Genomic DNA, 26,516 nt, shown 5'->3' with positions numbered 1-26,516 from the left:
TCAGCCCCTCAGCCTAACCCTCCGGGAGGGCCGTGGCTCCGGGGGCGGGGCTGGTCGCCACCCGGGTGGCACGGCAGGTCCCGGAGGCTTCGAGGGCGGCGGCGACGGTGGCGGCGGACTCCGCGTCGCGCACCAGGAAGGCGGTGGTGGGGCCGGAGCCGGAGACCAGCCCGGCCAGTGCCCCGGCGCGGGTGCCCGCCGCGAGGGTGTCGGCGAGGGCGGGCCGCAACGACAGGGCGGCGGGCTGGAGGTCGTTGGCCAGGGTCGCGGCGAGCGCGCCGGGGTCGCCCGAGGCGAGGGCGGCCAGCAGGGCCGGGGAGGCCTCGGGGGCGGGGATGTCCCGCCCGGCGGCGAGCCGGTCGAACTCGCGGAACACGGCCGGGGTGGACAGGCCGCCGTCGGCGACCGCGAACACCCAGTGGAAGGTCCCCGCCGGGACGGGCGTGAGGATCTCCCCGCGCCCGGTGCCGAGCGCGGCCCCGCCGACGAGGCTGAACGGTACGTCGCTGCCCAGCTCGGCGCAGATGTCCAGCAGCTCCGCGCGCGGGGTGGCCAGCCCCCACAGGGCGTCACAGGCCAGCAGGGCCGCAGCGCCGTCCGCGCTGCCGCCGGCCATGCCGCCCGCCACCGGGATGTTCTTGGCGATGTGCAGGTGGACGGCGGGGGTGAGGCCGCTGCGCTTGGCGAGGAGCTCGGCGGCGCGGGCGGCGAGGTTGCTGCGGTCCAGGGGCACCTGGCCGGCGTCGGGGCCTTCGCAGGTGACCGTCAGCTCGTCGGCGGGGGCCGCGGTGACCTCGTCGTAGAGGGACACGGCGAGGAAGACGTTCGCCAGGTCGTGGAAGCCGTCGGGCCGGGCGGCGCCCACCGCCAACCGGACGTTGACCTTCGCGGGGACCCGTACGGTCACGGAGCGGCTCACAGCGCGGGCCTCTCGGCGGCCGGCTTGTGCTCGGCGATCGCGGCGAACTCCTCCACCGTCAGGGATTCCCCGCGGGCCTGCGGGGAGATGCCCGCGGCGACCAGCGCGGCCTCGGCGCCCGCGGCGGAGCCGGCCCAGCCGGCGAGGGCGGCGCGCAGGGTCTTGCGGCGCTGCGCGAAGGCCGCGTCGACGACGGCGAAGACCTCCGCCTTGGAGGCGGTGGTCTTGATCGGCTCGGACCGGCGGACCAGGGAGACCAGTCCGGAGTCGACGTTGGGGGCCGGCCAGAACACCTTGCGGCCGATGGCCCCGGCCCGCTTGACGTGCGCGTACCAGTTGGCCTTGACGGAGGGGACCCCGTAGACCTTGTTGCCCGGTTCGGCGGCGAGCCGGTCGGCGACCTCCGACTGCACCATCACCAGCGTCCGCTCGATGCTCGGGAAGCGGTCGAGCATGGTGAGCAGGACGGGCACGGCGACGTTGTACGGCAGGTTCGCGACGAGCGCGGTCGGCGGGGGGCCGGGCAGCTCGGTGACGAGCATGGCGTCGGAGTGGACGAGCGCGAAGCGGTCCTTGCGCCCGGGCATCCGGGCCTCGATGGTGGCGGGCAGCGCGGCGGCGAGCACGTCGTCGATCTCGACGGCGGTGACCCGGTCCGCGGCTTCCAGCAGGGCGAGCGTGAGGGAACCCAGACCCGGTCCGACCTCCACGACCACGTCGTCCGGCCGCACCTCGGCGGTGCGGACGATCCGGCGGACCGTGTTGGCGTCGATGACGAAGTTCTGGCCCTTCTGCTTCGTCGGCCGGACGCCGAGTACGGCGGCCAGTTCGCGGATGTCGGCCGGCCCCAGGAGGGCGTCGGAAGGGGTCTCGTGGGGCTGCTGCTCTGCGGTGCTCACCGGTAAAGCCTACGGCCGCAGTGGGGCCAGGGAGTCGCCCCCCGCTGCACGTAGAGCTTCTTGGCCCGGTACGTCTGCTCCGCGCCCGGGGCGTCCTGGGGCCGGCCGCTGCCGCCGAGGCTCTGCCAGGTGCTCACGTCGAACTGGTACAGGCCGCCGTAGGTGCCCGAGGCGTCGGTGGCGGCGGGCCGGCCGCCGGATTCGCACTGGGCCAGTGCGTCCCAGTCGAGGTCGTCGGCGCCCGCGACGGAGGGCGGCAGCGGCTTGGTACCGACCTTGACGAGCTGGGTGACGGGTTCGCGGATGACCTCGTCGGCGATCCGGCGGGGCTTCTCCTGGACGCCGTTGACGGTGCGCAGGCTGTAGGTGACCCGGCGGGCGCCGGGCCGGCCGGCCCGTTCCACCAGCTCGGTGCCGGCGAAGAGGCTGTCGTCCTCGGCCCGCTCGGTCTCGAAGGGGATGCTCTCCTCGCGGACCTCGCGGGTGCCGGTGATGCGCAGCACGGTGACGGTCTGCCCGTCGCGGGGGAAGGACTCCGGGGAGACGGAGGTGGTGTCCTGGCCGCGCAGGGTGATCCCGGCCTGCCCGAGGGCTTCCTGGACGGTGGCGGCGTTGGTGCGGATGGTGGTCTCGTGGCCGTCGGCCATGAAGGTGACGCCGCGTTCGGTGCGGACGGTGAGGGTGAGCCCGGTGCGCGGTACGGCGGTGGTGCGGGAGGCGGAGAGGTAGGCGCCTTCGGCGCGGACGCCGAGCTGGTGCAGGGCGCCTTCCACGGTGCGGGCCGTGGTCCACACCTGGCGGCGCTGTCCGTCGAGGGTGAGGTGGAGGGGGCGGCCGTAGCGGACCACGACCTCCTCGCCGTCTTCGAGGGCCGTGTCGCGGCCGGGGGCGACGAGGTCGTGGGGGCCGACGCCGAGGTCTTCGGCGGCGAGCAGTTCATCGACGCCGTCGGCGAAGGTGTGGAGGGTGCGCGGTACGCCGTCGACGGTGAGGCGGACCGTCTTGTCGGCGGCGACGAACGCCGTGGTGCCGCCCGCGAGGAAGGCGACGACCAGGGCCTGCGGGACGATGCGGCGCCACTGGTCGGGGCCGGCCGGGGCGGGGGCCGCGCGGCGTCTTCCGGTGCCCGCCGGGGCCGGCAGGGGCGCGGCCGGTGGGTTCTCGGCCCGGCGGCGGCGCCCGGGCCCGGTCTCGGCGGGGGGCGGGAGGGTGGCGGGGCCGGCTTCCGGGCGGCGCCTGCGGCCGGGGCCGGGCGGCTGTGCCGCGGGGGTGCTGCGGTACGGGTCCTCGTGCGGGGCGGGGAGGGCGCCGCGGCCCTTGCGGCGGCGGGCGGAGCGGGGGCCGGGGACGGCGGGGTCCGGATCGCCGGCGGGCTCCGGGTCGTGCGGCGCGGGGTCGTCGCCGAGGGGGCCGAACAGGCGGTCGAGCGGGCCGCCGACGTGGCTCCAGTACGGGCCGTCGCGGTGGCCGGCGGGCGGGCCGCCGTCGTCCGGGCCGCCGCCGTCCGGGCCGAAGGGGCCGCCGCCCTGGCCGTGGAGGCCGTCGTACGGCCCGCCGTCGCGGCCGCGTCGGCCGCCGGGCGGTGCGTCCGGGGGCCGGGCGCCGGGGTCGGGCCACGCCGGGTCGGGTGCGCGGCGCCGGCCGGCGGCGGCCGGCCAGGGCACCGGTTCCGCCGGGTCGGGGCCCCATCCGCCGCGCTCCTCGGCCGGCCGGGGCGGGGCCGCCTGCGCGGCGCGGCCGCCACCGCGGTGTCCGCCACTGCCCTGTGTCTCGCTCACGACGCTCGCTCCACGTGTCCGGCCCGCGCTGGTTCGGGCACGGCACCCTAGCGGGAACGGCGGTCACTCATCAAAGCCGCAGCACTACTCAGCGTGTCGGCGGGAGCGGACTCGTACAGCCGTCTCAGTAGTCGAAGGCGCGGGCGGTGTTGGCGGCCAGCGCGGTGGCCATCGCGTCCTCGTCGATGCCGCGGACGGCCGCCATCGCCCGTACCGTCAGCGGAATGAGGTAGGGGGCGTTGGGCCGGCCGCGGTACGGCGCGGGGGTGAGGTACGGGGCGTCCGTCTCCACCAGCACCAGCTCCAGCGGCGCCACGGCCAGGGCCTCGCGCAGCGGCGCGGCGTTCTTGAAGGTCACGGTCCCGGCGAAGGACATGTAGTAGCCGGCCGCGGCGCACTCCCGGGCCATGGCCGCGTCGCCGGAGTAGCAGTGGAAGACGGTCCGCTCGGGGGCGCCCTCCTCGCGCAGGATGCGCAGCACGTCGGCGTGGGCGTCGCGGTCGTGGATGACCAGCGCCTTGCCCCGGCGCTTGGCGATCTCGATGTGGGCGCGGAAGGAACGCTCCTGCGCGGCCATGCCCTCGGGTCCGGTGCGGAAGTGGTCCAGCCCGGTCTCGCCGACCGCTTTGACGTGCGGGAGCGCCGCCAGCGCCTCGATCTCGGCCAGCGCGTCGTCCAGCGCGCCCTCGCCGCCGCCGGGCCGGGCGCCCTGCCTCGACCAGTTGTCGGCGTCGCCGTGGACGATCCGGGGCGCTTCGTTCGGGTGAAGCGCGACGGCCGCGTGGACGTTCTCGTACGCGGCGGCGGTCTCGGCCGCCCAGCGGGAGCCCTTCACGTCGCAGCCGACCTGGACGACGGTGGCCACGCCCACGGAGGCGGCCTTGGCCAGACCTTCTTCGACGGTTCCGGACTGCATGTCCAGGTGGGTGTGCGAGTCGGCGACCGCCACCCGCAGCGGTTCGGGCAGCGGGGGCGGCGCGTCGTTCGGGGTACGGCTCATGGGGCCGATCTTATGACCGGTCGGGCGGGGCCGGGCCCGCCGCTCACCTGCGCAGCAGTGCCCGCAGCCGGGCCAGCGGTCCGCGCCGGGTTCCGGCGTCCTCGACGGGGACCGGGCCGGGGGCCGGGTGGTCGGGGGCGCTCCTGCGCTGCTTGGGCGGGCGCGGGGCGTCGTGGGTGGCCGGGACCGGTCCCGCGATGCCGGGGTGGATGGCCTGGTGGTAGAGCTGGTCGAGCATGCCGAGGACCGACTTGACCTGTCCCTCGCGCATGATGCGGACCACGTGGCCGTCGCAGTTCATGCACGTCGGGTTGGACAGGGGGGAGGGCACGCGCTCGCTGTTGACCGTGTAGACGATGAAGGGCTCGCCCTTGCCGTTCACGTGGTGCTCGATTTCGTACCCCTGCTCCCAGCCGTACCCGCACTTCATGCAGGCGAACGAGTACGCCTCGTGCACGGTGTCCACGGACGGCCTGGACGGGACGGTGGGTACGGCGGTGGCGGTGGTCGGTGCGGGTGCCGGGGTCTCAGCGATCTCACTCATGCCAGCTCCTCTTGTTCCACTGGTGCATTGCCAGTGGACGCCTCTTCGGGCGGGAGCGCATCAGGTCCGGTCCAGTGTTGGACTGACTTTGGGCCACTCATGTCCAAAAGGGCCGGTGCGCGGTCTGAGCTTTGCTTTTCAGCTTATCTCTTTACCGATCTACGGGACGTTTTGAGCCGCATTCTTTGCCGCCACCACTGCGTCGAACACATCCCGCTTGGGTACCCCGGCCTCGGCGGCGACCGCCGCGATGGCCTCCTTGCGGCGCTCCCCCGCCTCCTCGCGCACCCGCACCCTGCGCACCAGCTCCTCGTCGTCCACGTCACCCGGGGCGGCGGCCGGCGCGCCCTCGACGACGATCGTGATCTCGCCGCGCACGCCGTCGGCGGCCCAGGCCGCAAGCGCGCCGAGGCCGCCGCGCTTGACCTCCTCGTACGTCTTGGTCAGCTCGCGGCACACGGCGGCCCGCCGGTCCCCGCCGAACACCTCGGCCATCGCGGCCAGGGTGTCGTCCAGCCGGTGCGGGGCCTCGAAGTAGACGAGCGTGCGCCGCTCGCCGGCGACCTCGCGGAGCCGGCCGAGGCGTTCGCCCGCCTTGCGCGGCAAGAACCCCTCGAAGCAGAACCGGTCCACGGGCAGCCCCGACAGCGCGAGCGCGGTCAGTACGGCGGAGGGACCGGGGACGGCGGTGACCTTGATGTCCTTGGCCACGGCGGCGGCGACGAGCCGGTAGCCGGGGTCGGAGACCGAGGGCATCCCGGCGTCGGTGACCAGCAGCACCCGCTTGCCGGACTCCAGGGCCTCGACCAGCTCGGGGGTGCGGGCGGACTCGTTGCCCTCGAAGTACGACAGCACCCGCCCGGTGGTGTGCACGCCCAGCCCCTGGGTGAGCCGGCGCAGCCGCCGGGTGTCCTCGGCGGCGATCACGTCGGCCCGCTCCAGCTCGGCCCCGAGGCGGGGCGGGGCGTCGGCGAGGTCGCCGATCGGGGTTCCGGCGAGCACGAGCACGCCGGTGGTGGAGGGGGCTTCGGCGGCGCGGGGCTGGTCAGTCGTCACCGGTCCATCCTCTCAGCCGTCCCAGCTGACTCGCGCAGCCACTGGGGTTCCCACAGGCGCGTTCCCTACGATGACCCGGTGACCAGAACCGCGACGCCGCCGCCCAGCCCCGCGGGGGCCCCGCCCGTCCCGCCGGGCGGACGCGGCTCCGAACCCGAGCCCCCCGTCTGGCTCCGCCGCCTGCGCGGCTTCGGCTACGCCCCGCAGGCGCGGGGCGCGGACGTGCGCACCCGCCTCGTGCCCCCGTACGCGCGACCCTCCGAACAGCTGTGGACCGCGCTGGGCGTGCCCGCCGCCGCGCGCGAGCGCTGGCAGCGCGTCGCGTCGTGGGTGGGTCCGCTGCTGGTGACGCTGGTCGCGGGGGTGCTGCGGTTCGCGCACCTGGGCAGCCCGAAGGCGGTGATATTCGACGAGACGTACTACGCGAAGGACGCGTGGGCCACCATCCAGCAGGGCTACGAGGCGAGTTGGCCCAAGGACATCGACAAGGCGATCCTCGCCGACCCGAGCGGGGTGGCGCTGCCGCTGGAGCCGGGGTACGTCGTCCACCCGCCGGTCGGCAAGTGGGTGATCGGTCTCGGCGAGTGGATGTTCGGCTTCGATCCGTTCGGCTGGCGGTTCATGACCGCCGTGCTGGGCACCTTGTCCGTCCTGATGCTGTGCCGGATCGGCCGTCGGCTGTTCCGCTCGACGTTCCTGGGCTGCCTGGCCGGTGCGCTGCTGGCCGTCGACGGACTGCACCTGGTGATGAGCCGGACCGCGCTGCTCGACCTGGTGCTGATGTTCTTCGTACTGGCCGCTTTCGGGGCGCTGCTCATCGACCGGGACCGGACGCGGGCGCGGCTCGCGGCGGCGCTGCCGGTGGACGGCGACGGCCGGGCCCGGCCGGACGCGGTCGTCGCACAGACGCTGCGGCTGGGCTGGCGCCCGTACCGGATCCTGGCGGGCGTCTGTCTGGGCCTGGCGTTCGGCACGAAGTGGAACGGCCTGGTGGTGCTGGCCTTCTTCGGCGTCCTGACCGTGCTGTGGGACGCGGCCGCCCGCCGCACGGCGGGCGCGGGCGCCCCGTACGCGGCGATGCTGCGCCGCGACGCGCTGCCCGGGTTCCTGTCGACGGTGCCGGTGGCGATCGCCGTCTATCTGGCGTCGTGGGCGGGCTGGATCCTGAGCCCGGACAACGGCAAGGGCGGCTACTTCCGCGACTGGGCCGCCAAGCAGGACCAGGGCAGTTCGCTGTCCTGGCTGCCGGAGTGGCTGCGGAGCCTGTGGCACTACGAGACCGAGGTGTACAAGTTCCACGTCGGCCTGACCTCGGGTCACACGTACGAGTCGAATCCGTGGAGCTGGCTGGTGCTGGGCCGGCCCGTCTCGTACTTCTACGAGTCGCCCGCGCCCGGTACGGACGGCTGCCCGGCGACCGAGACGGCCAAGTGCGCCCGCGAGGTGCTGGCCCTGGGTACGCCGCTGCTGTGGTGGGCTGGCTGCTTCGCGCTGCTGTACGTGCTGTGGCGGTGGTTCTTCCGCCGCGACTGGCGGGCGGGCGCGATCGCGTGCGCACTGGCCGCGGGTCTGCTGCCCTGGTTCAACTACCAGGAGCGGACGATCTTCTACTTCTACGCGGTCGTCTTCGTCCCGTACCTGTGCCTGGCGGTGGCGATGATGATCGGCGCGCTGCTCGGCCCGGCGGGATCCTCCGAGCGCCGCCGGGCGCTGGGGGCGATCGGCGCGGGCGTCCTGGTCCTGCTGATCATTTGGAACTTCATCTATTTCTGGCCGATCTACACGGGCGGGAGCATTCCGATGGACTCCTGGCGCGGCCGGATGTGGCTCGATACCTGGGTCTGAGACCTGGTGGAACGGGGTTCGTGAAGGGTCCGGCGCGGTCGTCGCGCCGGACCTTTCGCAGGAGGGCGGGAACCGGCCACGGGACGTTCCGGTCCGGTAACGACGTGTCGCGTGCGGCGTCGCGCCGCGTAAGGTCCACACCAAGAGTTCTTGAACATGTTCAGGGACTGTGGCCCGGGGAGGGGACGCAAGTGAACGGGGCGGCGAAGGGTGCCATCGTCGGCGGGGTGTTCCTCGCGCTGATCGGCGGTGGCGGGTACGGCGTGTACACGCTGGTCGGGGAGGACGGCGGCGGGGGCGGCGGGGGCGGCGGGGCGACGGGGGTCACGGCCGCCAAGGCCAGCGGGCCACCGACCGAGAAGGAAACGGCGCAGACCGCGAAGGACTTCCTCGCCGCCTGGGCGGCGGGCGACGAGCGCGCGGCCGCCGACCTGACGAACAACGCGCAGGAAGCGCAGGGCGCGGTCGCGGACTTCAAGGCCAAGGCGTACGTGTCCAAGGCCGTGATCACCCCCGGCACGCCGAACGGCGCGACCGTGCCGTTCAAGGTCGAGGCGGAGGTCACGTACGAGGGCACCACCAAGCCCCTCGCCTACGACTCCCGGCTGACCGTCGTACGCGGCGTCACCACCGGGAAGCCGCTGGTCGACTGGCAGCCCTCGGTGCTGCACCCGCAGCTCCAGAAGGGCGAACGGCTGCGTGCCGGGGCGCCCGCGAGCCCGCCGGTCAAGGCCGTGGACCACACCGGCGCGGAGCTGACGGCGGAGAAGTACCCCTCGCTGGGCCCGGTCCTCGCCGAGTTGCGCCAGACGTACGGCGCGAAGGCGGGCGGCAAGCCCGGCGCGGAGCTGTGGATCGAGCCGGCCGTCGCGAGCGCGCCGAAGCGGACCCTGCTGACCCTGGCGGAGGGCGAGCCGGCCACGCTCACGACGTACCTGGACGCGCGGGTGCAGGCGGCGGCGGAGCAGGCCGTCGCACGCTACCCGGAGTCCTCGGTGGTCGCCGTCCAGCCGAGCACCGGACACGTCCTGGCAGTGGCGAACAACCGCAAGGACGGCTTCAACGCGGCCATGCAGGGCGCCCGCGCCCCGGGCTCGACGATGAAGATCGTGACGGCGGAGATGCTGCTCGACCGGGGCAAGGCGGCGGCCGACCGGCCGTCGGAGTGCGTCAAGGAAGCGGTCTGGGGCGGGCGCGCCTTCCACAACCTGAACGACTTCGCGCTGCCCGGCGCGACCTTCGCGACCAGCTTCGCCAAGTCCTGCAACACCGCCTTCATCAAGCAGATCGACGACGTCAAGGACGACGCGGCGCTGGCGACGGAGGCCAAGGAGGTCTTCGGCATCGGCCTGGACTGGAAGACGGGCGTCAAGTCGGTCGACGGCAAGGTCCCGGCCGCCACGGGCGCGGAGGCGGCGGCCGAGTACATCGGGCAGGGCAACATCACCATGAACCCGCTGAACGTCGCGTCCCTGACGGCCACGGCGCGCAGCGGACAGTTCCGCCAGCCGCTGCTGGTCCCGGCGGAGCTGGACGGCCGGCCGGTCGCGGCGGCGGCGCGCGGCATGAAGCCGTCGGTGCGGCAGCAGCTGGTGTCGATGATGCGGCTGACGGCGTCGAGCGGGACGGCCGCGGGGGTGATGTCCTCGGTCGGCGGCGACAAGGGCGCCAAGACCGGCTCGGCGGAGGTGGACGGCGTCAGCCCGGACAGCTGGTTCACCGGCTTCAGCGACGACGTGGCGGCGGCCGCCATGGTCGAATCGGGCGGCCACGGCGCGGACGCCGCGGGCCCCGTCGTCGCGGCGGTGCTCCGCAGCGTTTCCTCTTGACGCGCCCCACTCCTTCTCGACGCGCCCCACTCCTTCTCGACGCGCCCCTCGCACCGCTCGGCCCTGGCGGGCCTCCCGGGCTTCGGGCCGCTGCGCCGAACTCCGTCCGGCGGCCGTCGGGCGGAGCACCCGCCGAGGCCGCCGGGTGGCGGCCCGACAGACCGTCGCATGCCGGCCCCACCGGGTCTTCCCGGCACCGAAAGCGGCGGCGAGCGCGGCTGCCCGGGCCGTACTGCGGGCGTGGACCGGCTACGCGCCGCCCCTGGCGCTTTGGTCCGCCTCGTCGTCGTGCGGCGGACCAGGGTCATGGGCCGAGGTCGGGGACCCGAACCGGGTGCCCCTCCCAGCGCTTCGGCGACGTCGTGGGCACGAGCGCCCCGTCCGGCCGGTCGGCCGTGGCTGGGCCGAGTGCTGGGTGCGGGCAGCCGCCCAGGTCTGCTGCCGGGCCACAGCGAGAGCGGCGGGCGCGTCCGGGTCGAGCACCGTGATGCCGGGCCGTGCGACCAGGCGCTCAGCGGTACCGGGGCGGGCCCGGTCGGCTTCGACGGGGGCGCACGCCGGCGCGTAGTACGGGACCAGCCGGCCTCGGCGTGCGCGCGGTGGATCAACCCGCGCCCGCTCGGCCCGCTCAGTCGGCCTCAGCGGCGTCCCGCCGGGCCCGAGCGGTACAGGGGACGTCAGGAGGCGAGCGACGCGCGGAGGGCGTGGAGGAGGGACTGGGCGCGGGGGTCGGCCGTGACCGACTTGGCCAGGGCGTTCGTGACGTAGCCGAAGCCGACGCCCGCCTCCGGGTCCGCGAACCCCAGCGAGCCGCCCCGCCCCGGGTGGCCGAACGACGCCGGGGACAGCAGCGGCGAGGCCGGGCCGTGCAGCATGTACCCCGGTCCGAAGCGGGTGTTCACCACCAGCACCCGGTCCGGGCCCGCCGACAGCTCGCGGGACGCCAGCGCCGCCGTCGCCGGGCTGAACAGCCGGGTGCCGTCCTCGGTGTCCCCGAGCAGCGCCGCGTAGAACCCGGCCAGCGCCCGCGCCGTCCCGATCCCCGCCGAGGCGGGCAGCTCGCCCGCCCGGTACTCGGGGGCGTTCTCGTCCGGCAGCGGGTCGATCGCCGCGAAGGCGCGCCGGGTCAGCGAATCCGGGTCGGCGTACGCTGCCGAAACGTTCCTGCGCGGCCGGGTCCGCAGCGCCCCCGCCGACTCCGGCGCCGCCACGGCCGCCACCCGTCCCACCCGGCCGGCCGCCGCCTCCGCTTCCGGCAGGCCGATCCAGAAGTCCAGCCCCAGCGGGCCCGTGACCTCCCGCGCCAGCCAGGCCCCGATCGACTCCCCGGTCACCCGCAGCACCAGCTCCGCCAGCAGCCAGCTGTACGTCTGCGCGTGGTAGCCGTGTTCCGTGCCCGGCTCCCAGAACGCCCGCTGCCCGGCGACCGCCCGCGCCCCAGAGACCCCGTCGACGGCCTCGGCCGGGCTCAGCGGCCGGTCCAGGGCCGGTACCCCGGCCCGGTGGGCGAGCAGGTCCCGGACCAGCGCGCGGTCCTTGCCGCCCGCCTTGAACTCCGGCCAGTACGCCCCGACCGGCGCGTCCAGGTCCAGCAGTCCCCGCTGGTGCAGCAGCAGCGGCACCGCCGCCGCCACGCCCTTGGTCGCGGACCGCACGACCTGCGCGGTCCCCTCCCGCCAGGGGTCGCTTCCTTCCGCGTCCTTCGTCCCGGCCCACAGGTCGACGACCCGGCGCCCGTCCCGGTAGACCGCTACGGCCGCGCCCCGGTCCCCGAGCACCTCGAAGTTGCGTACGAAAGCCGCGCGGACGGGCTCGAAGCCCTCCGCCACCTCACCCTGGATGTTCACGAGCGGTCCAACAACCGGCCCAGGGCGCTTATGCCGGGACCACGGGCAGCGTCACCGACCGCGGGTCGAAGCCGAACGGCAGCTCCAGCCGGTGCGCGCGCATCAGCTCCTCGTCGCACAGCAGGTCCTGCGTGCGTCCGTCGGCCGCGATGACCCCCTCGCTGAGGACCACCGCGCGCGGGCACAGCTCCAGCGCGTACGGCAGGTCGTGCGTCACCATCAGCACCGTCACGTCCAGCGAGCGCAGGATGTCCGCCAGCTCCCGGCGCGACGCCGGGTCGAGGTTGGAGGAGGGCTCGTCCAGTACGAGGATCTCCGGCCGCATCGCCAGTACGGTCGCCACCGCCACCCGGCGGCGCTGCCCGAACGAGAGGTGGTGCGGCGGCCGGTCGGCGAAGGCGGCCATGCCGACCTGCTCCAGCGCGTCCGTGACCCGCGCCTGGAGTTCCGCGCCGCGCATCCCCGCCGCCGCCGGACCGAAGGCCACGTCCTCGCGCACGGTCGGCATGAACAGCTGGTCGTCGGGGTCCTGGAAGACGATCCCGACCCGGCGCCGGACCTCGGCGAAGTTCCGCTTCTCCACGGGCAGCCCGGCCACGGTCACCGCGCCGACGCCACCGCCGAGGATGCCGTTGAGGTGGAGCACGAGGGTGGTCTTGCCCGCGCCGTTGGGCCCGAGCAGTGCCACCCGTTCACCGCGCCCGACGGTCAGGTCGACGCCGAAGAGGGCCTGGTGCCCGTCGGGGTAGGCGTAGGCGAGGCCGGAGACTTCCAGCGAGGGTGCGTCGGTGGTCACGGCGTCCGTCGTCACAGCATCCGTCGTCACAGCGTCCATCCCATCAGACAGACGGCGAGTGCCGTCACCGGGAGTGCGGCCGCGTACGCCCACTGGGCGCGCGAGGCCGAGATGTCGTCGATCGCCGGCATCGAACCGGCGTAGCCGCGGCTGATCATCGCGAGATGGACCCGCTCGCCGCGCTCGTAGGAGCGGATGAAGAGGGAGCCGGCGGTCTTCGCCAGCACCCCCCAGTGCCGGATGCCGCGCGCCTCGAAGCCGCGCGAGCGCCGGGCGATGGACATCCGGCGCAGCTCACCGGTGATCACGTCGCCGTAGCGGATCATGAAGGTGGCGATCTGGACCAGCAGCGGCGGCAGTTTCAGCCGCTCCATGCCGAGGAGCAGCGCCCGCAGTTCGGTCGTCGACGCGAGCAGCACGGAGGCGGCCACCCCCAGGGTCCCCTTGGCCAGTACGTTCCAGGCGCCCCAGAGGCCCGAGACGCTCATCGACACGCCGAGCACCTCGACCCGCTCGCCCTCGGCCACGAAGGGCATGAGGACGGCGAAGGCCACGAACGGGACCTCGATCAGCAGCCTCCGCAGCAGGAAACCGGCGGGGATCCGGGCGGCGGCCGCGACCGCGGCGATGAGGACGGCGTAGAGCGCGAACGCCCACACGGCCTCGCGCGGTGTGGAGACGACGACCACCACGAAGGTGAAGGCCGCGGCGAGTTTGCACTGCGGCGGCAGCGCGTGCACCGCCGAGTGCCCGTGGCGGTAGAGCTTGTGGGTGTGCCCGGCGCCCATGTCAGCCGGTGGCGGAGCTGGTCGGGGCGGAGGCGGCCGTCAGGTCCTCGGCGCGGCGGCGGCGCACGGTCCAGAAGATCCCGGTGCCGACGACGACGGTCGCGCCGACGCCGATGACGCCCGCGAGGCCGCCGGAGAGGCGGGTGTCGGTGACGTCCTTGACGCTGTAGTCGGCGAGCGGGGAGCCCGCGGCGGCGTGCTCCTCCACCTTCCGGTCGATGCCCTTGTCGGCGGCGACCTTCTCCAGGCCGTCCGGGCTGGCGGAGGCGTAGTAGGAGACGAAGCCGGCGAGCACGAGGGCGGTGACCAGGCCGGTGATCCACACGGGCTTGGTGGAGCGGGGCCCGGCGACGGGCGCCGCCGCGGCGGGGGCGTCGACCAGTTCGCCGCCGACGCGCAGCTTGAGCGGCGTGCTCAGCCCGCGCGCGCCGTGCACCAGGTCGGGGCGTACGGCGAGCACCGCGCCCACCGTCGCGGCGGTGATGACGGCCTCGCCGATGCCGATGAGGACGTGGACGCCGACCATGGCGGTGAACACCTTGCCGAGCGGTACGTCGGTGGTGCCGCCCAGGGCGTAGAGCAGGGTGAACATGACCGCGGCGGCGGGCACGGACAGCAGGGCGCCGGTGAACGCGGCGGCGGTGACCGAGCGCCGGGTCCTGGGCAGCACCCGCACCAGGCCGCGGAACACCGCGTAGGCGACGACGACGGTGACGACGGCCATGTTCATGATGTTGACGCCGAGGGCGGTCAGGCCGCCGTCGGCGAACAGCACGCCCTGCATGAGCAGCACCACGGACACGCACAGCACGCCGGTGTAGGGGCCGACGAGTATCGCGGCGAGGGCGCCGCCGAGCAGGTGTCCGCTGGTGCCGGCGGCGACGGGGAAGTTCAGCATCTGCACGGCGAAGATGAAGGCCGCCACCAGTCCGGCGAGCGGCGCGGCCTTCTCCTCCAGCTCCCGGCGTGCGCCGCGGAGGCTGACGGCCACCGCTGCGGCGGCTGCGACACCTGCGGCTACGGAGACGGGGGCATCGATGAAGCCGTCGGGCACGTGCATGGGTTTCGCTCCGCTTCCTGCGGTTGACTCGCAACACTCTTTAGCCGTTCAAGAGTAATGCCCAGTTGCAAACCGTTGGCAAGAGCGCTCACAGCACAAGTAGCAGCGAGCAGATTCGTGGGAATGTGCGAGGCTGGGGGGAACAAGGACCTATATGTCCCGATATGGAGGAGTCTTGGAGATGTCAGCCACCGCCGAGAATCCCCACGCGACCGCCACCACGACCGCAGTCGAGGAACGGGTCCGCGCCCGCGTGATCAGCGACGATCCGCTCTACCGCACCGTCCCGGCGGCGCTGCGGTTCGCCCCCGACGAGCCGCTCGCCGTCCGGATCGTGTTCCCCGCCGGGGTCTCCCCCGAAGGCACCGACAACGAGTGGGTCTTCCCCCGCGCCCTGCTGGAAGCGGGCCTGCTGGCCCCGACCGGCACCGGCGACGTACGCGTCTGGCCCTGCGGGCGGGTGCAGGTCATCGTCGAGTTCCACGCGCCCGAGGGCGTGGCCGTCGTCCAGTTCGACAGCGCCGCCCTGCGCCGCTTCCTGCGCCGTACGTTCGCCGCCGCCCGCTGACGCGGCCACGAACGGAACCGGCCCCGCACCACCTGGCGATCAGGCGGTGCGGGGCCGGTCGTTCACCCGTGCGGAGCAGGGTCAGGCGTCGACCAGCTCCCGGTCCTTGTCCGGACCCTGCGCGGACTCCCCGAGGTGCTTGCGCAGGCTCTCGCCCTCCACGTCCACGTTCGGCAGGATCCGGTCGAGCCACTTCGGCAGCCACCAGGCCTTGTGCCCGAGCAGCGCCAGCACCGCCGGGACGATGGCCATGCGGACCACGAAGGCGTCGAAGAAGACGGCGACGGCCAGACCGAAGCCGATCATCTTGACCATCTGCTCGCTGGCCCCGATGAAGCCCGAGAACACCGCGATCATGATGACGGCGGCGGCCACCACCACCCGCGCGCTGTACTGGAAGCCGGTCACCACGGCCTGCCCCGGGCGCTCACCGTGGACGTACGCCTCACGCATCCGGGTGACCAGGAAGACCTCGTAGTCCATCGCCAGGCCGAAGACGACGCCCACCATGAAGATCGGCATCATCGACATGATCGGACCGGTCTGCTCCACCCCGAAGAGCGAACCCAGCCAGCCCCACTGGAAGACCGCGACGACCGCGCCGAGCGCCGCGACGACCGACAGCAGGAAGCCGAGGGCCGCCTTCAGCGGGACCAGGATCGAGCGGAACACCAGCATCAGCAGCAGGAAGGCGAGGCCGACGACGAGGGCCAGGTAGGGCACCAGCGCGTCGTTCATCTTCTGCGAGAAGTCGATGTTCATCGCGGTCGCGCCGGTGACGAGGACGTCGTCGCCGCTGCCGTCGCGGATGGTGTGGACCAGCTTCTCGGTCTCGGTGGAGGACGGGCGGTCCTTGGGGATCACGTTGATGATCGCCGCGTCACCCGCCTTGTTCGGCATCGGCGGGGTGACCACGGCCACCCCGTCCAGACCCTTGATCCGGTCGACCGTCTTGTCCGCGAGCGCCTTGTCGCCGTCCACGACCACCATCAGCGGCCCGTTGAAGCCCGGGCCGAAGCCGTCGGACAGCAGGTCGTACGCCCGGCGCTGGGTGGTGGAGACCGGCTGGGCGCCGTCGTCCGGCAGGCCCATCTCCAGCTTGCCCGCCGGGATGGCGATCGCGCCGAGGCCGATCACACCGGCCAGCAGCACCATGACCGGGCGGCGCAGCACGAAGCGGGCCCAGCGGGTGCCGCCGTTGGCCTTGGGTTCGGCGCCGACCGGCTTGCCCTTGCCGAACAGCTTGCTCTTGGTACCGGCCGGCAGGACCTTCTTGCCGGCGAAGCCGAGGATGGCGGGGACCAGGGTGAGGGCGACGAGCACCGCGATGACGACGGTGCCGGCGGCCGCGAAGCCCATCTTCGTCAGCATCGGGATGTTGACGACGGCCAGGCCCACCAGGGCGATGACCACGGTCAGACCGGCGAACACCACGGCGGAGCCGGCGGTTCCGGCGGCCCGCCCCGCGGCCTCGTCGCGCTCGCGTCCCTCGGCGAGCTCGGCGCGGTAACGGGAGACGATGAAGAGGGCGTAGTCGATGCCGACGGCCAGGCCGATCATCATCGCGAGGGTGGAGGTGGTGGAGCCGAGGTCCAGCACGTTGGCGAGCGCCGTGATCGAGGAGACGCCGATGCCCACGCCGATCAGCGCGGTCAGCAGCGGCAGCCCGGCCGCGATCAGCGAGCCGAAGGTGATGACCAGGACGACGGCCGCGATCAGGATGCCGATGACCTCGCCGGAGCCGGTCTCGGGCGCCGTCATCAGCGCGTCACCGCCGATCTCGACGGTCAGCCCGGCGGCCTGGGCGTCCTTGCCGGACTCCTTGAGCGAGTCGCGGGTGGCGTCGGTCAGCTCCATGCCGCTGACCTTGTACTTGGCGCTGATGTAGGCGGTACGGGAGTCCTTGCTGATCGCCTTGGACTGGAACGGGTCGTCGACCGAGGCGATCTGGGCGGCGCCGGCGCCGCCCTTGAGGCCGGAGACGATCTTCTCCACCTCGGCCTTGGGAGCCGGGTCGGTGACCTTCGCGCCGTCCGGTGCCTTGATGACGATGCGGGCCGTCGCGCCGTTGGCGGTCATGCCCGGGAAGCGCTGCTCCAGCAGGTCGAAGGCCTTCTGGGCCTCCGTGCCGGGTATGGAGAACGAGCCTGAGGTGGGGGCGGACGCCGACGCCGCGCCGAAGCCGGCGGCGAACAGCAGTGCCACCCAGACGAGGGCGACGAAGCGGCGGCGCCGGAAGGCGCCCCTGCCGAGTCGGTAAAGGAAGGTGGCCACGTCTGTGGTTCTCCCGTTCGGGTCGTGGGATGGGTGGGGGCGCCTCGCGGCGCCCCCCGAGGGCATGGAGAGCCGGCCCGACGACGAGAGCGGCGTGTCAGGAGCAGCGGACCCGCCCCGGGGAGGGCGGGCGGAGGAGTCAGACGCCGAGGGCGGGGAACACCACGGCGTCGATGAAGCGGCCGAGGAAAGCCCGGTCCACCGAGCGGTCCTCGATCAGCGGGAGCGCGATGAACGCCCCGATGAGCATGTGCGGTACGAAATCGAGCGCCGGACAGTCCGGGGAGATCTCCCCCCGGTCCACCGCGCGCCGCAGCATCACCTGCAGGCCGTTGATCTCGGGGTCCACCAGCAGGTCCCGCAGCGCCTGGTGGAGCTCCGGGCTCTCGTGGACGGCGTGGGCCAGGCCCCTCATCAGGGCGGTGTCCTTGGCCATCTGCGCGTCGTCGGAGTGTTCGACCATGAGGGCGAAGTCCCCGCGCAGGCTGCCGGTGTCGATCTCCCGGAGGGAGACCGGCTGGGTGCACCGCAGGGCCTTCGCGACCAGCTCCGGCTTGCTCCCCCACTGGCGGTAGAGGGTCGCCTTGCTGGACTTCGTACGGGCGGCGACCGCGTCCATGGTCAACGCCTCGTAGCCGACCTCGCGCAGGAGGTCGAGGACCGCCCCGTGGAGTTCGGCTTCCCGTTCGGGACTGATCCGGGTACGCCGCGACGAGACCTCTTCGCTCATCTCCGCGCCTCCCATCCGAACGAAACCGTTTCGTACTCATCAGACCATACCCCCGCTCCGAGCGAAACGAAACCGTTCCGTTTCGCTGGCGCAGTGGCATGGATCACCTGTACGAGTTGCCAGGGCCCCTCCGCGCGGAAAGCATTGGGGGGTGAGTCACGACGGCGCGTACCTCCGATATCCGCACCTGCACGACGAGCTCCTGTGCTTCGCCACCGAGGACGACCTCTGGGTGGCGCCGCTCGTCCCGACCGGCGCGGCCGCCGGCCGGGCCTGGCGCATCACCGTCGACCGGACGCGGGTCGGGCACCCGCGCTTCTCCCCCGACGGGCGCCACATCGCCTTCACCACCTGGCGCAGCCTCGACCCCGAGATCCACCTCGCCCCGGTCGACGGCGGCCCCGCCCGCAGACTGAGCTACTGGGGCTCCACCGACACCCGCGTGTGCGGCTGGACCCCGCCGGACAAGGACGGCCGCAGCGACGTCCTCGCCGTCTCCTCGCACGGCCAGCCCTTCTCCTACTACTCGTGGGCCTATTGCCTGCCCACCGACGGCAGCCCCGGCGGCCGGCTCCCCTGGGGCCCGGTGTCCGACATCGCGGTCCAGGACGTCCCCAACGGGAACGGCTCCCCCGAGCGGCGCACCCTCCTGCTCACCGGCAAGCCGCCGCACGAGCCGGCGGCCTGGAAGCGCTACCGGGGCGGCGCGACCGGCCGGCTCTGGCTGCACGGCACCCGGCTGCTGGAGGACCTCGAAGGCCACCTCGACTCCCCCATGTTCGTGGACGGCCGGATCGCCTTCCTCTCCGACCACGAGGGGATCGGCAACCTGTACTCCTGCCTGCCCGACGGGACCGGCCTGCGGCGGCACACCGACCACGAGGAGTTCTACGCCCGGCACGCCTCCAGCGACGGCGCCCGGGTCGTCTACCAGTGCGCGGGCGACCTGTGGCTCGTCGACTCCCTGGCCGCCGACAGCTCCCCGCGCAAGCTCGACGTCCGCCTCGGGGGCCCGCGCGCGGGACGGCGTACGTACCAGGTCCCGGCCGCCAGCCACGTCGACTCGCTCTCCGTCGACACGACCGGCCGGGCCAGCGCGGTCGTCGTACGCGGCAGCCTGTACTGGCTCACCCACCGCGACGGCCCGGCCCGCACCATCGCCGACACCCCGGGCGTACGGGTGCGGCTGCCCGAGATGCTCGGCGGCGCCGGGCAGGTCGCCTACGTGACGGACGCCGAGGGCGAGGACGCCATCGAGATCGCGTACCTGCCCCGCGCCTCCGGGCCGCGACAGCCGCGCCGGCTGGCCTCCGGCAAGCTCGGCCGCGTCCTGGAACTGCTGTCCGACCCGGACGGCGAGCGCCTCGCCATCGCCTCCAACGACGGACGGCTGCTCCTCATCGACGCCACCGAGGAGTCCGACGGGGAGGTCACCGAGCTGATCCGGTCCACCAACGGGCCCGTCAACGACCTGGCGTTCTCCCCCGACGGCTGCTGGCTGACCTGGTCGCACCCCGGCATCGGGCGTTCGTTGCGCCAGATCAAGATGGCGCGGATCTCCGGCCCCGGCCCGCACCAGGTCGTCGACGTCACCAACGGCCGGTTCGAGGACGAGAACCCGGTCTTCACCCGGGACGGCCGCTACCTCGCCTTCCTGTCCTGGCGCGGCTTCGACCCGGTGTACGACGTGCACACCGGCGACCTGTCCTTCCCGCTGGGCTGCCGCCCGTACCTGGTGCCGCTGTCCTCGGCCACCCCCTCGCCGTTCGCGTTCACCCCCGACGGCCGGCCCGCCGCCGGCGGACTGGACCCGGTGGAGGGCGAGTCCGGCGAGGGCGACGGCGCGGTGACGGTGGAGGTCGAGGGGCTGGAGAGCCGGGTGACGCCCTTCCCGGTGTCGGCGTCGAAGTACTCCGCACTCTTCCCGGTGCACGGCGGCGGACTGGTCTGGCTGCGCTGGCCGATCTCGGGCGCGCTCGGCGAGACCTTCGCCAACCCGGCGGACATGACGGGCAAGCCGACGCTGGAGTACTTCGACATCACCAAGGCGCGCAAGACCGAACTGGCCTCCGGGCTGGACTGGTTCGCGGTCAGCGGCGACGGCACCCGGCTGGTCGTCAACGACGACGGCGACCTGCGGGCGGTCCCGGCCACCGAGTCGGGCGACAGCGACTCCACCGTCTACCTGGACCTGCGGCGCATCCTGCACGAGGTCGATCCGGCCGCCGAGTGGCGCCAGGCCTTCGACGAGGCGGGACGGCTGATCCGGGCCTACTTCTGGGAACCGGGCATGTGCGGCATCGACTGGGACGGGGTGCTGCGCCAGTACCGCCCCCTGGTCGAACGGGTCGCCTCCCCCGACGAGTTCGCGGACCTGATGCGCGAGGTGCTCGGCGAACTCGGCACCTCGCACGCGTACGTGTCCCCCGCGCGCCGCAACGAGGGCCCCCCGCACTACCAGCGGGCCATCGGCCTGCTCGGCGCCAACCTCGTCCCGCGCGACGGGGCCTGGACCGTCTCGCGGATCCTGCCCGGCGAGTCCTCGGACTCCAAGGCCCGCTCCCCGCTCGCCGGGACCGGCATCCGCGAGGGCGCGGTCCTCACCCACGTCGACGGCCGCCCGGTCGATCCGGTGGCGGGGCCGTACCCGCTGCTGTCGGCGGCGGGCGGCACCACGGTGGAGCTGACCTTCGAGCCGGCCGAGGGCGAGGGCCCGGCCCGCCGGGTCGCGGTCGTCCCCCTCGTCGACGAACGGCCGCTGCGCTACCAGGACTGGGTCTCCAAACGGCGGGCGGTGGTCCGGGAGCTCAGCGGCGGCAAATGCGGCTACCTGCACATCCCCGACATGGGCGGTTCGGGCTGGGCCCAGTTCAACCGCGACTTGCGGATGGAGATGTCCCGGCCCGCGCTGATCGTGGACGTCCGCGGCAACGCGGGCGGCCACATCAGCGAGCTGGTGGTGGAGAAGCTGACCCGCTCCATCCTCGGCTGGGACCTCACGCGGAACGCGGAGCCGGTGTCGTACGCCTCCAACGCGCCCCGGGGGCCCATCGTGGCGCTGGCCGACGAGGCGACCTCCTCGGACGGGGACATGATCACGGCGGCGATCAAGCTGCTGGGGCTCGGGCCGGTCGTCGGCCAGCGCACCTGGGGCGGGGTGGTCGGGATGACCGGCCGGCACACCCTGGGCGACGGGACGGTGATCACGGTCCCGATGAACGCGGCGTGGTTCCCGGAGTACGGCTGGTCGGTGGAGAACCACGGCGTGGAACCGGACCTGGCGATCCTGCGCACCCCGCTCGACTGGGCGGAGGGACGGTACGCGCAGCTGGACGACGCCGTTCACCTGGCGCTGGAGCTGCTGGAGCAGGACCCCGCCGCCGTTCCCCCCGGCTACGAGGACGTCCCGGACCTGCGCCGCCCGAAGCTGCCGCCGAGGTAGGGCGTACGGGTGCGGGGCGCGACCCGCCGCGACGGGCCGCGCCCCGCGCCCCGCACCGTCAGCCGCGCCGCGTGCCCGCCGCCCGCTCCTTCTCGTCGGCGGCGCCCCCGGCGCCCACCAGCCCGCGCGGGACACCGGCCAGCCGCGGCTCGAAGCGGCGCATCTCCCGCTGCCCGCCGGCGGCTATGACCGCCGGCAGGTAGCCCCGTACGCCCTGCATGCCCCGCAGCCACCACTGCGCGTACACGTGCGGGGAGCGCCGCTCGATGCCGGCCACGATCCGGTCGACGGCCGGGCCGAGCGGGTAGGTGCGGTTCGCCGGCCAGGGCAGCCGCCCGCGCAGCTCCCGCATGACCTCGTCCTGGTCGGCGCCGCGCACCATGTCGGTGTCGGTCCAGGAGAGGTAGCCGACGCCCACCTTGACGCCCTTGTAGCCGACCTCGGCGCGCAGGCAGTGCGCGAACGCCTCGACCCCGGACTTGGAGGCGCAGTACGCCGTCATCATCGGCGCCGGGGTGATCGCCGCGAGGGAGGCGATCTGGAGGAAGTACCCGCGGCTCTCGGTCAGTACGGGCAGGAAGGCGCGGGCGGTCACGGCCCCGCCGATCAGGTTCACCTCGATCACCCGGCGCCAGGCGTCGGGGTCGGAGTCGGTGAACGGCCCGCCCGCGGCCACGCCCGCGTTCGCGACGACGACGTCCACCTTGCCGAAGCGCTGCTTGACCTCCTGCGCGACGCGGGCCATGGCCTCGTGGTCGGTGACGTCGGCGTGCCAGTGGTCGCTCTCGGTGTGCAGCCGCTCGGAGACCTCCTTGAGGGCCTCCGGCTCCAGCCCGACCAGGGCGACCTTCGCGCCGCGCGCGGACAGCTTGCGGGCCAGCAGCTCGCCGACCCCGCGGGCGGCGCCGGTGACGACGGCGACCTGGCCTTCCAGACTCCTGCGAGCGCTCACGGCGTCTTCTCCTTCGGGGTGGTGACGGGTCGGTGGGGGGCCGGGAGCCGGGCGGCCAGCTCGCGTACCACGCGGGTGACGGCCTCCGGCGCCTCGATCGGGGTCATGTGACCCCTGCCGGGCAGCTCGGTGAGGCCGGCGCAGTCCGGCAGCGCCGCCGCCAGGGCGCGGGCGTGCGCGATCGGGGTCAGGCGGTCTTCGGTGCCGCCGATGACGGCCGTGGGCACGGTCAGTGCGGCCAGGTTCGCCTCCAGGTCCAGCCCGGCGAGCACCTGCGACCAGGCGTACCGGACGCCCGTGGGACAGCCGTGCACGATGCGGGCGCAGGCCTCGACCTGCTCCGGCGTGGCACCGGGGCCCATGGTCGCGTACCTGAGGACCCGTTTGCCCACCGGCGTGACGGGCCCGAGGGGGGCGCGGGATCCGAGGATCGCGCCGGTGATACGGGTCCGCGCGCGCCCGGCGCGCACCGGCAGGACCAGCGCCTCCGCCACCAGCCGCGCGCTGCCGGTACTGCACAGCAGGGCGGCCGCGACGTGCTCGGCGAACCCCGGCCGCCCGGCGGCGGCCATGATCGTCATGCCCCCCATGGAGTGGCCCGCGACGACCGCCCGCTCCCCGGGGGCGAGGGTGGCCGCCAGGACCGCGACGAGGTCGTCGGCCAGCGCGCCGGTGGTGTACCACCGCCCGGCGGGGCTGCGGCCGTGCCCGCGCTGGTCGTAGGCGATGACCCGGTGGTCCTGGGCCAGGTCGCGTATCTGGGCGGCCCAGAACGCGGTGGAGCAGGTCCAGCCGTGGGACAGGACCACGGGCGGCGCGTCCTCGTCGCCGTGGACCTCGACGTGCAGCCGGGCCCCGTCGGCGGAGACGGCGACCAGCTCGCGCCGGGCCGCCGGGGGCGCGTACGGGCCGGAGGTGACGTACGCCGGGCGCCTCATGCCGCGCCCTCCTCGACGCCGGCCGGCGCGGCGGCCGTGACTTCGGCGGCGGCCGGGGCTCCGGCCGGGGCTCCGGCTGCCGCGGGCGCCGGGAGCGCCGCGCCGGCCGTGACGGGCCGCCGCTTCCGGTCCCGGACGCGGACGACCTCGTACTCCGCGAGGTCGACCGCGCGCGTCTCGCGCCGGAACTCGCCCGTGGTGCCCGGCCAGACGGTGGTGTTGCGGCCGCTCGCGTCCAGGTACCAGCTGGTGCAGCCGCCGGTGTTCCACACCGTCCGCTTCATCCGGTCCTGGACGTGCCGGTTCCACGCGCCCACCGCCGAGGGCCGGGCGGCGAGGGCGGCCCGGCCGCCGAGCACGTTCAGCTGGCGCAGGTAGTCCGCCATGTAGTTGAGCTGCGACTCGATCATCAGGATCATCGAGCTGTTGCCGAGCCCGGTGTTGGGTCCGATGATCGTCATCCAGTTGGGGAAGCCGGCCGCCGTCGCCCCGCGCAGGGCCTGCATGCCGTCCTTCCACGCGTCCGCGAGCGTCTCGCCCCCGGCACCCACCACCCGGTCGGCGATCGGCATGTCCGTGACGTGGAAGCCCGTGCCGAAGATGACGGCGTCCACCTCGGTCTCGGTCCCGTCCGCCGCCACCAGCGTGCTCCCGCGGATCTCCGTCAGCCCCGAGGCGACCAGGTCCACGTTGGGCCGGGCGAGCGCCGGGTAGTACTCGCTGGACAGCAGGATCCGCTTGCAGCCGATCCGGTAGGAGGGGGTCAGCTTGGCCCGCAGCTCCGGGTCCTTGATCGAGCGCGCCATGTTGGCCTTGGCCAGCGACTCGATCAGCCCGAGCTGGTTCGGCCGCTTGGTGAAGGCGCTGACCTGGAGCTCGCGGATCCCCCACAGCAGCCCGCGCCGCGCCGCCCGGGTGACCGGCAGCTGCCGGTGCAGCCAGCGCTCGGCGGTGGAGATCGCCCGGTCCGTACGCGGCATCACCCACGGCGGGGTGCGCTGGAAGAGCGTGAGCCGCTCCACGTCGGGGGCGATGGCGGGGACGATCTGGATGGCCGAGGCGCCGGTGCCGATCACCGCCACGCGCTTGCCGCGCAGGTCGTAGTCGTGGTCCCAGCGGGCGGAGTGGAAGACCTTGCCCGGGAACTCGGCCAGCCCCGGGATCTCGGGCATCTTCGGGTCCGACAGCGGCCCGGTCGCCGACACCACCACGTCCGCGGTCAGTTCACCGGCGGAGGTCTCGATCTCCCAGCGCAGCTCGTCGGCGTCCCAGCGCATCATCCGCACCTCGGACCGCAGCCGGATGTGCGGGCGCAGCCCGAAGGTGTCGGCGACGTGTTCCAGGTAGGCGCGGATGGCGGGCTGCCCGGAGAAGGTCCGGGGCCAGTCGGGGTTCGGCGCGAAGGAGAACGAGTAGAGGTGCGAGGGAACGTCGCACGCGCACCCGGGGTAGCTGTTGTCGCGCCACGTCCCGCCGACGGAGTCGGCCCGTTCCAGTACGACGAAGTCGGTGATCCCCTCGCGCCGCAGCCGCACCGCCGCGCCCAGTCCGCCGAACCCGGAGCCGATCACCGCCACCCGCACGTGTTCGCGCCCGTCCATGCCGCTCATGCCCGCCCGCCTTCCGCTTCCACAGTCCCAGCCGCACCGTCACCGAACACTGCCAGCAATCACTGGCACAATCGGGAGAGTAGAGCAGCCCCGTACCCATGGGTAGGGGTCGCGCCGGGAAAGTTACTGCGGGTACGCCCTACGCTGCGCATGTGGCGGAAGAAAAGACACGCGAATACCGTACGGAGGAGCTGGCCGAGGCGGCCGGCATCCCGGTGCGCACCCTGCGCTTCTACCGCGAGCGCAAGCTGCTGCCGCCGCCCCGGCGCGCGGGCCGGATCGCCTGGTACGACGAGCACCACCTCGCCCGGCTGCGCACCATCGCCGCCCTCCTGGAGCGCGGGCACACCCTCGGCGGGATCGCCGAGCTGACGGCCGCCTTCGAGAACGGCCGCGACGTCGGCCAGCTCGGCGAACTGCTCGGCATCGGCTGGTCGGAGGAGACCCCCGTCCGCCTGACGCCGGAGGCGCTGGCCGACTACTTCGAGGGGGAGGTCACCCCGGAGAACCTGGCGGCCTCCCTGGACCTCGGCTACCTCGCCGTAGCCGGCGACGAGATCGTGCACGTCAGCCGCCGGCTCCTGGAGGTCTCCTCGGCGCTGGTCCGCGAGGGCGTTCCGCTGGCCGCGGTGCTGGAGACGGGACGCCGGGTGCGCGAGCACGCCGACGCGATGGCGGCCCTCTTCACCGAGCTGATCTCCGCGCACCTGGCGGACGACGCCCTGCCCCGGCTGCGCCCGCTCGCGAAGAGCGTGGTCGAGGCGGAGCTCACCATGGCGATGGACCGCCTGCTGGCCTCCGGCGGTCAGGAGCCCAGCTCGTAGACGACCGTCACGGGGGCGTGGTCGGACCACCGCTCGGGGTGCGTTTCGGCCCGCTCCACCCACGCCTTCACGGCCCGCCCGGCCAGCCCGGGAGTGGCGACCTGGAGGTCGATGCGCCAGCCGGCGTCGTTGTCGAAGGCCCGGCCGCGGTAGGACCACCAGGAGTACGGCCCGTCGGTGTCCGGGTGCAGCACCCGCACCACGTCGACGTAGCCCGCCTCCCGGTACACCTTGCCGAGCCACTCCCGCTCCTCGGGCAGGAACCCGGCGTTCTTGCGGTTGGTCTTCCAGTTCTTGAGGTCGGCTTCCTGGTGGCAGATGTTCCAGTCGCCGCAGACCACGACCTCGCGCCCGTCGGCCGCGGCCCGCACCTTGAGCTCGGCGAGGTGGGCGATGAACTCCTCCATGAACCGGTACTTCTCGTCCTGCTTCTCGGTCCCGGCCTCCCCGGACGGCAGGTACAGGCTCGCCACGGTCACCCCGGGCAGGTCCACCTCGACGTACCGGCCGGAGCCGTCGAACTCGGCGCTCCCGAAGCCGATCTGCACCCGCTCCGGCGCCCGGCGCGTGTAGAGCGCGACCCCGGCCCGCCCCTTCGCGGCGGCCGGGGCGAACACGGTGTGCCAGCCCTCGGGCTCCCGCGCCTCCACCGGAATCTGCCCCTCCTCGGCCCGTACCTCCTGGAGGCACACGACGTCGGCGTCGGATCCGGCGAGCCACTCGACGAAGCCCTTCTTCGCGGCGGCGCGGATCCCATTCACATTCACGGTGGTCACGGTGAGCATCCCCGCACGATAGCGGGAGCGTTCCGTACGAT

General features: G+C 73.7%; 21 protein-coding genes and 1 pseudogene. 5 read left to right on the top strand and 17 right to left on the bottom strand.

Features of this window, described 5'->3' with window-relative positions; genetic code table 11:
- Window positions 1–13 precede the first annotated feature (13 nt).
- The 6 genes from ACZ4M3_RS25530 to rsmI all read right to left on the bottom strand — a co-directional run bounded on the left by ACZ4M3_RS25530 (window position 14) and on the right by rsmI (window position 6,196).
- Window positions 14–919, bottom strand: a complete 906-nt coding sequence (locus ACZ4M3_RS25530) for a 4-(cytidine 5'-diphospho)-2-C-methyl-D-erythritol kinase (RefSeq protein ID WP_467736329.1) — start codon at window positions 917–919, stop codon at window positions 14–16.
- Entirely contained in the window at window positions 916–1,818 is a 903-nt protein-coding gene (gene rsmA / locus ACZ4M3_RS25525; protein WP_467736327.1) for a 16S rRNA (adenine(1518)-N(6)/adenine(1519)-N(6))-dimethyltransferase RsmA, read from the bottom strand. Before rsmA ends, ACZ4M3_RS25530 begins: the two co-directional genes overlap by 4 nt.
- Window positions 1,815–3,236: a ubiquitin-like domain-containing protein gene (locus ACZ4M3_RS25520; protein WP_467736552.1), complete on the bottom strand. Its 1,422-nt coding sequence runs from the start codon at window positions 3,234–3,236 to the stop codon at window positions 1,815–1,817. Before ACZ4M3_RS25520 ends, rsmA begins: the two co-directional genes overlap by 4 nt.
- 484 nt (window positions 3,237–3,720) lie before the next feature.
- Window positions 3,721–4,596 carry a TatD family hydrolase gene (locus ACZ4M3_RS25515; RefSeq protein WP_467736325.1) on the bottom strand — a complete coding sequence of 292 codons (876 nt, stop codon included), beginning with the start codon at window positions 4,594–4,596 and terminating at the stop codon, window positions 3,721–3,723.
- Window positions 4,597–4,639: 43 nt separating this feature from the next.
- Entirely contained in the window at window positions 4,640–5,140 is a 501-nt protein-coding gene (locus tag ACZ4M3_RS25510; protein ID WP_453357140.1) for a hypothetical protein, read from the bottom strand.
- A gap of 159 nt (window positions 5,141–5,299) precedes the next feature.
- Complete coding sequence (gene rsmI, locus ACZ4M3_RS25505; RefSeq protein ID WP_467736322.1) at window positions 5,300–6,196, bottom strand: 16S rRNA (cytidine(1402)-2'-O)-methyltransferase; 897 nt, start codon at window positions 6,194–6,196, stop codon at window positions 5,300–5,302.
- 78 nt (window positions 6,197–6,274) lie between these two features.
- Here rsmI and ACZ4M3_RS25500 point away from each other — a divergent pair, with 78 nt between their 5' ends.
- Window positions 6,275–8,041 (top strand): dolichyl-phosphate-mannose--protein mannosyltransferase, encoded by a 1,767-nt coding sequence (locus ACZ4M3_RS25500; RefSeq protein ID WP_467736320.1) that lies wholly within the window; start codon window positions 6,275–6,277, stop codon window positions 8,039–8,041.
- 191 nt (window positions 8,042–8,232) lie between these two features.
- Window positions 8,233–9,870, top strand: coding sequence for a penicillin-binding transpeptidase domain-containing protein (locus ACZ4M3_RS25495; RefSeq protein WP_467736318.1), 1,638 nt, complete (start codon window positions 8,233–8,235; stop codon window positions 9,868–9,870).
- 304 nt (window positions 9,871–10,174) lie between these two features.
- On the opposite strand, the pseudogene ACZ4M3_RS25490 reads toward ACZ4M3_RS25495, so the two are convergent.
- The 5 genes and pseudogenes from ACZ4M3_RS25490 to ACZ4M3_RS25470 form a co-directional block, all read right to left on the bottom strand.
- Window positions 10,175–10,502 (bottom strand): annotated as a pseudogene (locus ACZ4M3_RS25490) (PIN domain-containing protein).
- Window positions 10,503–10,547: 45 nt separating this feature from the next.
- Window positions 10,548–11,717, bottom strand: a complete 1,170-nt coding sequence (locus ACZ4M3_RS25485; protein WP_467736316.1) for a serine hydrolase domain-containing protein — start codon at window positions 11,715–11,717, stop codon at window positions 10,548–10,550.
- A 28-nt stretch (window positions 11,718–11,745) separates the two neighbouring features.
- Window positions 11,746–12,552: an energy-coupling factor ABC transporter ATP-binding protein gene (locus ACZ4M3_RS25480; protein WP_467736314.1), complete on the bottom strand. Its 807-nt coding sequence runs from the start codon at window positions 12,550–12,552 to the stop codon at window positions 11,746–11,748.
- Window positions 12,540–13,301, bottom strand: a complete 762-nt coding sequence (gene cbiQ, locus ACZ4M3_RS25475; protein ID WP_467736312.1) for a cobalt ECF transporter T component CbiQ — start codon at window positions 13,299–13,301, stop codon at window positions 12,540–12,542. The genes ACZ4M3_RS25480 and cbiQ overlap by 13 nt, the downstream gene beginning before the upstream one ends.
- 1 nt (window position 13,302) lies before the next feature.
- Entirely contained in the window at window positions 13,303–14,361 is a 1,059-nt protein-coding gene (locus tag ACZ4M3_RS25470; RefSeq protein ID WP_467736310.1) for an energy-coupling factor ABC transporter permease, read from the bottom strand.
- A 181-nt stretch (window positions 14,362–14,542) separates the two neighbouring features.
- Between ACZ4M3_RS25470 and ACZ4M3_RS25465 the strand changes: the two genes are divergently transcribed.
- Entirely contained in the window at window positions 14,543–14,929 is a 387-nt protein-coding gene (locus ACZ4M3_RS25465; RefSeq protein WP_467736308.1) for an SsgA family sporulation/cell division regulator, read from the top strand.
- A gap of 81 nt (window positions 14,930–15,010) precedes the next feature.
- Here the strand turns inward: ACZ4M3_RS25465 and ACZ4M3_RS25460 are convergent, their stop codons facing one another.
- Both ACZ4M3_RS25460 and ACZ4M3_RS25455 read right to left on the bottom strand, forming a co-directional pair.
- Entirely contained in the window at window positions 15,011–17,203 is a 2,193-nt protein-coding gene (locus tag ACZ4M3_RS25460; protein ID WP_467736306.1) for an MMPL family transporter, read from the bottom strand.
- A 139-nt stretch (window positions 17,204–17,342) separates the two neighbouring features.
- On the bottom strand, window positions 17,343–17,933 hold the full coding sequence (locus tag ACZ4M3_RS25455) for a TetR/AcrR family transcriptional regulator (RefSeq protein WP_453355315.1): 591 nt from the start codon (window positions 17,931–17,933) through the stop codon (window positions 17,343–17,345).
- A 151-nt stretch (window positions 17,934–18,084) separates the two neighbouring features.
- Here ACZ4M3_RS25455 and ACZ4M3_RS25450 point away from each other — a divergent pair, with 151 nt between their 5' ends.
- Window positions 18,085–21,375, top strand: a complete 3,291-nt coding sequence (locus ACZ4M3_RS25450; protein ID WP_467736304.1) for a S41 family peptidase — start codon at window positions 18,085–18,087, stop codon at window positions 21,373–21,375.
- 58 nt (window positions 21,376–21,433) lie between these two features.
- Here ACZ4M3_RS25450 and ACZ4M3_RS25445 read toward each other — a convergent pair whose 3' ends face one another.
- From ACZ4M3_RS25445 to ACZ4M3_RS25435, 3 genes are read right to left on the bottom strand one after another with little or no spacing between them, the layout of a single operon-like run.
- A complete protein-coding gene (locus ACZ4M3_RS25445) occupies window positions 21,434–22,327 on the bottom strand; it encodes an SDR family oxidoreductase (RefSeq protein ID WP_467736302.1) in 894 nt (297 codons plus the stop codon).
- Window positions 22,324–23,265 (bottom strand): alpha/beta fold hydrolase, encoded by a 942-nt coding sequence (locus tag ACZ4M3_RS25440; protein ID WP_467736300.1) that lies wholly within the window; start codon window positions 23,263–23,265, stop codon window positions 22,324–22,326. The genes ACZ4M3_RS25445 and ACZ4M3_RS25440 overlap by 4 nt, the downstream gene beginning before the upstream one ends.
- Window positions 23,262–24,866 (bottom strand): flavin-containing monooxygenase, encoded by a 1,605-nt coding sequence (locus ACZ4M3_RS25435; RefSeq protein ID WP_467736550.1) that lies wholly within the window; start codon window positions 24,864–24,866, stop codon window positions 23,262–23,264. Before ACZ4M3_RS25435 ends, ACZ4M3_RS25440 begins: the two co-directional genes overlap by 4 nt.
- A gap of 161 nt (window positions 24,867–25,027) precedes the next feature.
- Between ACZ4M3_RS25435 and ACZ4M3_RS25430 the strand changes: the two genes are divergently transcribed.
- On the top strand, window positions 25,028–25,699 hold the full coding sequence (locus ACZ4M3_RS25430; protein ID WP_467736298.1) for a MerR family transcriptional regulator: 672 nt from the start codon (window positions 25,028–25,030) through the stop codon (window positions 25,697–25,699).
- On the opposite strand, the gene ACZ4M3_RS25425 is transcribed toward ACZ4M3_RS25430, so the two are convergent.
- Window positions 25,681–26,484: an exodeoxyribonuclease III gene (locus ACZ4M3_RS25425; protein WP_467736296.1), complete on the bottom strand. Its 804-nt coding sequence runs from the start codon at window positions 26,482–26,484 to the stop codon at window positions 25,681–25,683. The two genes, ACZ4M3_RS25430 and ACZ4M3_RS25425, sit on opposite strands and share 19 nt — an antisense overlap.
- Between the last annotated feature and the right edge of the window lie 32 nt (window positions 26,485–26,516).

Source organism: Streptomyces sp. NPDC026522 (genome assembly GCF_055567555.1).
This window is presented reverse-complemented; position numbering and strand designations above follow the sequence as displayed.